Raw genomic sequence first — 6265 nt, forward strand, 5'->3', positions numbered from 1 at the left:
GGCCCTGCTGCCGGGGCGGCACGGCGCGCTGGCGGTGCAGTGGGGCGCGGTGTTGGCCTGGTATGGCGCGGCCAAGCTGTTCGAGGCCGCCGACCATGCGGTCTTCGAGGCCACGGGCCAGTGGGTGTCAGGCCACAGCCTCAAGCACCTGCTGGCGGCGGGGGCGGCCCTGCCGGTGCTGGCGGCCCTGGATGCAACGCGGGCGGGGGCAGGGGGCGCAGGGGCGGCGCGGTCACCGTGTGCGGGCAGAATGACGCCCCAAGTCACCCCGGTGGCCCGGCGCACCCGGTGTGCCGGGGCAGCGGCGCCACAACAGAGGCCTTCCCGGCGCGCAGCCGCCGGCCCCGAACCCAATAACCCGTGACGGAACCGAGGAGAAACACATGGAGCCCGAGACCCTTACCGCCAGCGTCCCCCGCGCCACGGCGGCCCCCGCTGGCGCGCACGAACACCCGAACCAGTTCGCCCTGTTGCGCCAACGCCGCTTCGCGCCGTTCTTCTGGACGCAGTTTTCCGGGGCCGCCAACGACAACCTGTTCAAGTTCGCCTTCACGGTGATGGTGACCTACCAGCTCAGCGTGTCGTGGCTGCAGCCGGCCATGGCCGGACTGGTGATCGGGGCGCTGTTCATCCTGCCGTTCCTGCTGTTCTCGGCCACGGCCGGGCAGCTGACCGACAAGTACGACAAGACGCGCATGATCCGCTTCGTGAAGAACCTTGAGATCGCCATCATGCTCGTGGCGGCGGCCGGGTTTTTCGGGGGCAGCGTGCCGGTGCTGCTGCTGTGCACGTTCCTGATGGGCGTGCACTCCACGCTGTTCGGTCCGGTCAAGTTTGCCTACCTGCCCCAGGTGCTGTCCGAGCGCGAGCTCACCGGTGGCAATGGCATGGTGGAAATGGGCACCTTCGTGGCCATCCTGCTGGGCAACGTAGCCGGGGGCCTGCTGGTGGCCGTGCCGGGCGTGGGGCACACGCTGGTGGCGGTGGCCTGCGTGGCGCTGGCGCTGTTGGGGCGGGCCGTTGCGCAGTTCATTCCGGCCGCGCCCGCCACCGATCCGCACCTTGCCATCAACTGGAACCCGGTGACCGAAACCTGGCGCAACCTGCGCCTGGCGCATGGCAACCCCGTGGTGTTCCGCTCGCTGCTGGGCATCAGCTGGATGTGGTTCTTCGGCGCGGTGTTTCTCAGCCAGTTCCCCAGCCTGGCCAAGAACGTGCTGCATGGCAACGAGCAGGTGGCGTCGCTGCTGCTGGTGGTGTTCTCCATCGGCATCGGCGTGGGCTCGCTGCTGTGCGAGGTGCTCTCGCGCCGCCATGTCGAGATTGGCCTGGTGCCGCTGGGCGCCATCGGCATGAGCGTGTTTGCCATCGACCTGTATTTCGCCTCGCGCGGGCTGCCGCCGTCCGACGTGATGTCGCTGGCCGCCTTCGTGGCGCAGCCCGCCCACTGGCGCGTGATGCTCGATCTGGCGCTGCTGAGCCTGTTTGCCGGCCTGTACAGCGTGCCCATGTACGCACTGATCCAGATGCGCGCGCAGCCCACGCACCGCGCGCGCATCATCGCGGCCAACAACATCCTGAACGCGCTGTTCATGATCGGCAGCTCGGTCATCGCGGGTGCGCTGCTGGGCGCGGGCTTCACGGTGCCGCAGATATTTCTGTTCACCGGCATCGCCAACGCGGTGGTGGCGTTCTACATCTTCATGCTGGTGCCCGAATACTTGCTGCGTTTCGTGGCCTGGGTGATTTCGCGCCTGGTGTACCGCTTCAAGGTGCAGGGCGACGAGCACCTGCCCACCGCGGGCGCCGCCATCCTGGCCTGCAACCACGTGAGCTTTGTCGATGCCGTGCTGCTCATGGCCGCCAGCCCGCGCCCCATCTACTTCGTCATGGACCACCGCATCTTCCGTGTGCCGGTGCTGGGCTGGATGTTCCGCCTGGCCAAGGCGATTCCGATCGCGCCGCAGAAGGAAGATCCGCGCGTCTACGAAGCGGCATTCGAGCGCGCCGCCCAGGTGCTGCGCGAAGGCGATTTGCTGGCCATATTCCCCGAAGGCGGCATCACCCGCGACGGGCAGCTGCAGGAGTTCAGGGGCGGCATCATGAAGATCATCGAGCGCGCGCGCCAAGAGGGTGTCGAAGCCCCGGTGATCCCGATGGCGCTGACCAACCTGTGGGGCTCGTTCTTCAGCCGCATCGAGCGCGGCGGCGCCATGGTGCGGCCGTTCCGGCGCGGCATGTTCAGCCGCGTGGGGCTCAATGTGGGCACCCCCGTGGATGCCCGCGAGGTGCAGCCCGCGCTGCTGCGCGAGCGCGTGGCGCGCCTGCTGCAGGCCTGAGCCGGCAGCCTCTGGCCGGGCCTATTCGGTTTCGACGGTGAACGTCAGCCCGGCGTTCGCCTGCAACCGGTCGATCAGCGCCTGGCCCAGCGCCGGGGCGGTGGTCCAGATGCCGCCGGGGGTGCTGTGGTTCTCCAGCAGGCACACGGCGGCCTCGGAGATCATCTTCGAGGTCGAGCCGTAGCCCGGGTCGCGGTCCCCCGTGACGGCCACGCGCAGGCGGTGGCCTTCGGCGTCTTCGCCGAGGAACAGAACGTCATAGAAACCGGCTTCGCGTTCTTCGCGCGAGGGGCCTTCGCCGGGCTTGGGGCCGGTATCCGAGCCCAGCGATTTGTCGCCGGCCACGGCGTTGGCGATGGCCTCGCCCTTCGCGCCAGGGCCGGTGACCAGCATCTCGTCGTAGACAAAATCCGGTCCGTAGGCGTGGCCCAGCAGGAAGTTGGAGCGGTGCACGTTGCGCGTGTTGATGGCGGCCATCACGAAGGGCGCCACCCAGATGCCCTCGCCCAGCGCCTCGTCCACCAGGGGCTTGTTGCCCGACGGCTGGCGCGGGCCCTCGAAGCCGGGCGTGAGTGAGAACGGGTTCTTCAGCAGGTCGAGCACGCCCGGCGTGGCGGCGGCAGCGGCCATGGTGGCCTTGAGGCTCGCGGCCGTGCCGCCCGAGAAGGTGCCTTTCATCTTGCGCACCCGGCCGCGCACGCGGCTGGCAGGGTGGCCGAAGCGCGCCTGCATCTCGCCTTGCAGCTTGAACACGCCCAGGTCGAACGGGACCGAGTCGAATCCGCACGAGAACACGATGCGCGCGCCGCTGGCCTGGGCGGCATCTTGGTGCGCGTCGATCATCTGGCGCATCCAGGCGGGCTCGCCGCACAGGTCCACGTAGTCCACGCCGGCCTTCGCGCAAGCTGCCACCAGTTCATTGCCATACAGCTGGTAGGGGCCCACGGTGGTCAGCACCAGGCGCGTGGCATCCATCAGCGCCTGCAGGCTGGCGGGGTTGCTGGTATCGGTTACCACCAGCGGCGTGTCGGCGGGGGCGCCCAACTCATCGCGCACGGCGGCGAGTTTTTCAGCATTGCGCCCACCCATGGCCCAACGTGGGCCGCTGCCGGCAGGGTAGCGCTGCAGCAGGTATTCGACCACCAGCCGGCCCGTGAAGCCGGTGGCGCCATGTACGACGATGTCAAAGGATTTGGTGGTGGCCATGGTGTCTCCGCATGGGTTCGGGGTGCAGTGAGGGAGTTGCCCTGAAAGGGCCCGATTGTGGGAGGCGTGCGGGCCGATGGCTGTCGCCCACGCGCCGCGGCGGCGCTAAGCCATCGGCGCTTTGATGGCAAAAAGTATCGAAAAACAATACCCGGAAGCCTGCCCCGGGCCACTGTGATACCGGCTTGCGGACGCCGGCGCTCTGCCCCTGCACCATTCGCTCCGTGTTCAACCAAAGCCCACAGGGCAACCCACTGCATATGTCGCACTCTCCCATCGTCGTTCAGCGTGACACCCCGGCCTGGCAGTTCCAGGTGTGGGTTTCGTTTGGCATCGCCGTGTTCCTGTGCGGCGTGGGCCTGGCCTGGCTGCCCGGCGCGCAGCTGGAGCAGGCCTTCATGGTGATGGGCTATGTCTTCTGCCTCTCGGCCGCCTTCGTGCTGGCCAAGTTCGTGCGGGACCAGGACAGCGCCGCCCGCCGTGGTGCTGGCGACACGCCGCTGTGGAAGCTGGTGGTCTGGGGCGGCTTCGCCGTCGCCATGGGCCTCACGGGCTGGGGCCTGCTGGGCATGGAGATCAACGTGACCTACAAGGCGTTTTTGGGCGTGAGCTGGCTCTACCTCATCACCACCGCCTTCACGCTGGCCAAGATGCTGCGCGACCGCCATGAGGCCGACTTGCTCGAAGCCCGCCTGCAGGGCCGCCGCGAGGCCGCCTCGGCACCGGCCGGCAGCGCGCACTGATCGCCGCGCAGCGGCATTTCCCCTTCTCTTTTCCGGTGTGCCGCATCCCCTGCGGCACACCCCCCATTCAGGAGTGAACCATGAAGATATCCATGCCAAGGCCACTGGCCTCCATCCTGCTGGCCCTGGGAATCTGCTGCGCCGCCGCAGCGTCCGTCCATGCGCAAAGCGAGGCTTCGGCCGCGCTGTCGATGTTGCCGGTGGCGTCCGTGGTGGGGGCGGCCTCTGCGGGCTCTGCCGCCGCCGGGGCGGTGGTGGCCTTGCCGGCGGCGCTGTCGGTGGGGGGCGCGGTGCGTCACCATCCGGGCGGTGGAAGCCTCTGCGGTGGGCACCGTCTATGTGTTGGAGCGCGCGTCGGATGGCGCGCAGGCCAGCGTGGAGGTGGCGGGGCGTGGCGTGGGGGGCCTCGGCCTACGCGGTGGGCACGGTGGTGGCGTGCAGCGTGATCAGCACCGGCGTGGTGCTGTCGGTGGCGGGCGAAGCCCTGGCCTTCGTGCCCAACGCCCTGGGCCGCGCGCTGCTGCACAACGAACGCCTGTGAAAAATATGAAGAACATCCCCCTGAGCCGCTACGCGGCTTCCCCCGTCTCTCGCGCTGCGCGCGGGAAGAGGGACGACGCCGGTGGCCTGGCAAAGCCAGTTCCTCGGCGTCCGCTGGCCGGGTGCAGTGCCGGTGTCATGCGCCGTGGGTGGTGCGTGGCGCTGGTGGCCGCCATGGCAATGGCCGCCGCGCCGGCCCACGCGGGCCGCTCGTGCGAGGCGGGCAAGCCCACGGCGCAGACCATCGAGCGCGGCATGCAGCTGGCCGAGCACACCGCCGCCGCGCTGGACGCCGAACATGCCCGCACCGGCGCCCAGGTGGTGGTGCTGGGCCGTGCGGGGCAGGACCTGCGCAAATACGGCCTGCGCTATTCACACCTGGGCTGGGCCTACCGCACGCCCCAGGGCGCCTGGCGCGTGGTGCACAAGCTCAACGACTGCGGCACCGCCGTGGGCCACCTCTACCGCCAGGGGCTGGGCGAGTTCTTTCTGGACGACCTGTGGCGCCACGAAGCCGTGTGGGCGGTGCCCGTGCCCGAGGTGCAACGTGCATTGCTGCCCCTGCTGCAGGACGGCGCCCGCGCGCGCGTGCTGCACCACAGGCCCTACAGCATGGTCAGCTACGTGTGGGGGCGCAAATACCAGCAATCCAACCAGTGGGCACTCGAAACCCTGGCCGCCGCCATGGAGCCCGCCGCCGTGCGCACGCGCGACCAGGCGCAGGCCTGGCTGCAGTTCAAGGGCTACGAGCCCACCACGCTGCGCATCGGGCCGCTCACCCGCATGGGCGGGCGCGTGGGCTCGGCCAACATCGCGTTTGACGACCATCCGGGCGAAAAGCGCTTTTCGGACCGCATTGAAACCGTGACGGTGGATTCGGCCCTGGCGTGGCTGCAACGGGCACAGCTTGCCGCCGCTCCGGTGGTCCTTTCCGTGAAGGATTAAGCGAAAAAGGCCTGTAGCGCTTGACGGGTAAGCGCAAGCAGCTATCAAATGCATAGTGTTTGAAGAAAGACAACCATGAACAAATCCCTGCGCCTTTCCGAAAAATGGTTCCGCCGCGGCCTGTGGCTCGTGGCGCTGGTGTTCGCCAGCTTCCTCATTGGCCTGGGCAGCACCATCGTGGGTGATCTGCCCAAGGTCGAGGCACCGCTCAGGCTGGATGACTTCCTCGACAAGCCGGCGGCGCAGGCCCTGCGCAGCCAGGTACAGGCCGCGCGCCAGGCCGAGCGCGACGCCCAGACCGCGCTCGAGCAGGCCCAGCTGCAGCGCAGCAAGGCCCGCAGCGAGACGCAGGCCGAGCGCGAAACCTTCAACAACTGGCTGGCCACGCGCAACGCCACCCAGCGCTCCGAGCACGACCCCGAGCTGCTGTCGCGCACCCAGGCGCTCGATGCGCTCAAGCAGGCCGAGCGCACCACCCAGCAGGCCGTCGAG

Annotated in this window: 4 protein-coding genes and 3 pseudogenes; 6 read left to right on the forward strand and 1 reads right to left on the reverse strand. The window is 68.9% G+C overall.

The features are described 5' to 3' along the window. Both ACDELDRAFT_RS25835 and ACDELDRAFT_RS17810 read left to right on the forward strand, forming a co-directional pair. Positions 1-364: pseudogene (locus ACDELDRAFT_RS25835) on the forward strand (hypothetical protein); the annotation flags it as partial. 19 nt (positions 365-383) lie between these two features. Then, positions 384-2339, forward strand: coding sequence for an MFS transporter (locus ACDELDRAFT_RS17810; protein WP_005799374.1), 1956 nt, complete (start codon positions 384-386; stop codon positions 2337-2339). Between the two features lie 21 nt (positions 2340-2360). Here ACDELDRAFT_RS17810 and ACDELDRAFT_RS17815 read toward each other — a convergent pair whose 3' ends face one another. After that, positions 2361-3545: a saccharopine dehydrogenase family protein gene (locus tag ACDELDRAFT_RS17815; protein WP_005799375.1), complete on the reverse strand. Its 1185-nt coding sequence runs from the start codon at positions 3543-3545 to the stop codon at positions 2361-2363. 260 nt (positions 3546-3805) lie between these two features. On the opposite strand from ACDELDRAFT_RS17815, the gene ACDELDRAFT_RS17820 reads away from it, so the two are divergent. The 4 genes and pseudogenes from ACDELDRAFT_RS17820 to ACDELDRAFT_RS17835 form a co-directional block, all read left to right on the forward strand. Then, positions 3806-4288, forward strand: a complete 483-nt coding sequence (locus ACDELDRAFT_RS17820; RefSeq protein WP_005799376.1) for a YiaA/YiaB family inner membrane protein — start codon at positions 3806-3808, stop codon at positions 4286-4288. Positions 4289-4380: 92 nt separating this feature from the next. Then, positions 4381-4829 (forward strand): annotated as a pseudogene (locus tag ACDELDRAFT_RS17825) (hypothetical protein). Between the two features lie 137 nt (positions 4830-4966). Continuing rightward, entirely contained in the window at positions 4967-5773 is an 807-nt protein-coding gene (locus ACDELDRAFT_RS17830) for a DUF2145 domain-containing protein (protein ID WP_040329801.1), read from the forward strand. 75 nt (positions 5774-5848) lie between these two features. Further along, positions 5849-6265 (forward strand): annotated as a pseudogene (locus ACDELDRAFT_RS17835) (serine endopeptidase); the annotation flags it as partial.

The sequence above is a fragment of the Acidovorax delafieldii 2AN genome (assembly GCF_000175235.1).
Classification (GTDB): Bacteria; Pseudomonadota; Gammaproteobacteria; order Burkholderiales; family Burkholderiaceae_C; genus Acidovorax; species Acidovorax delafieldii_B.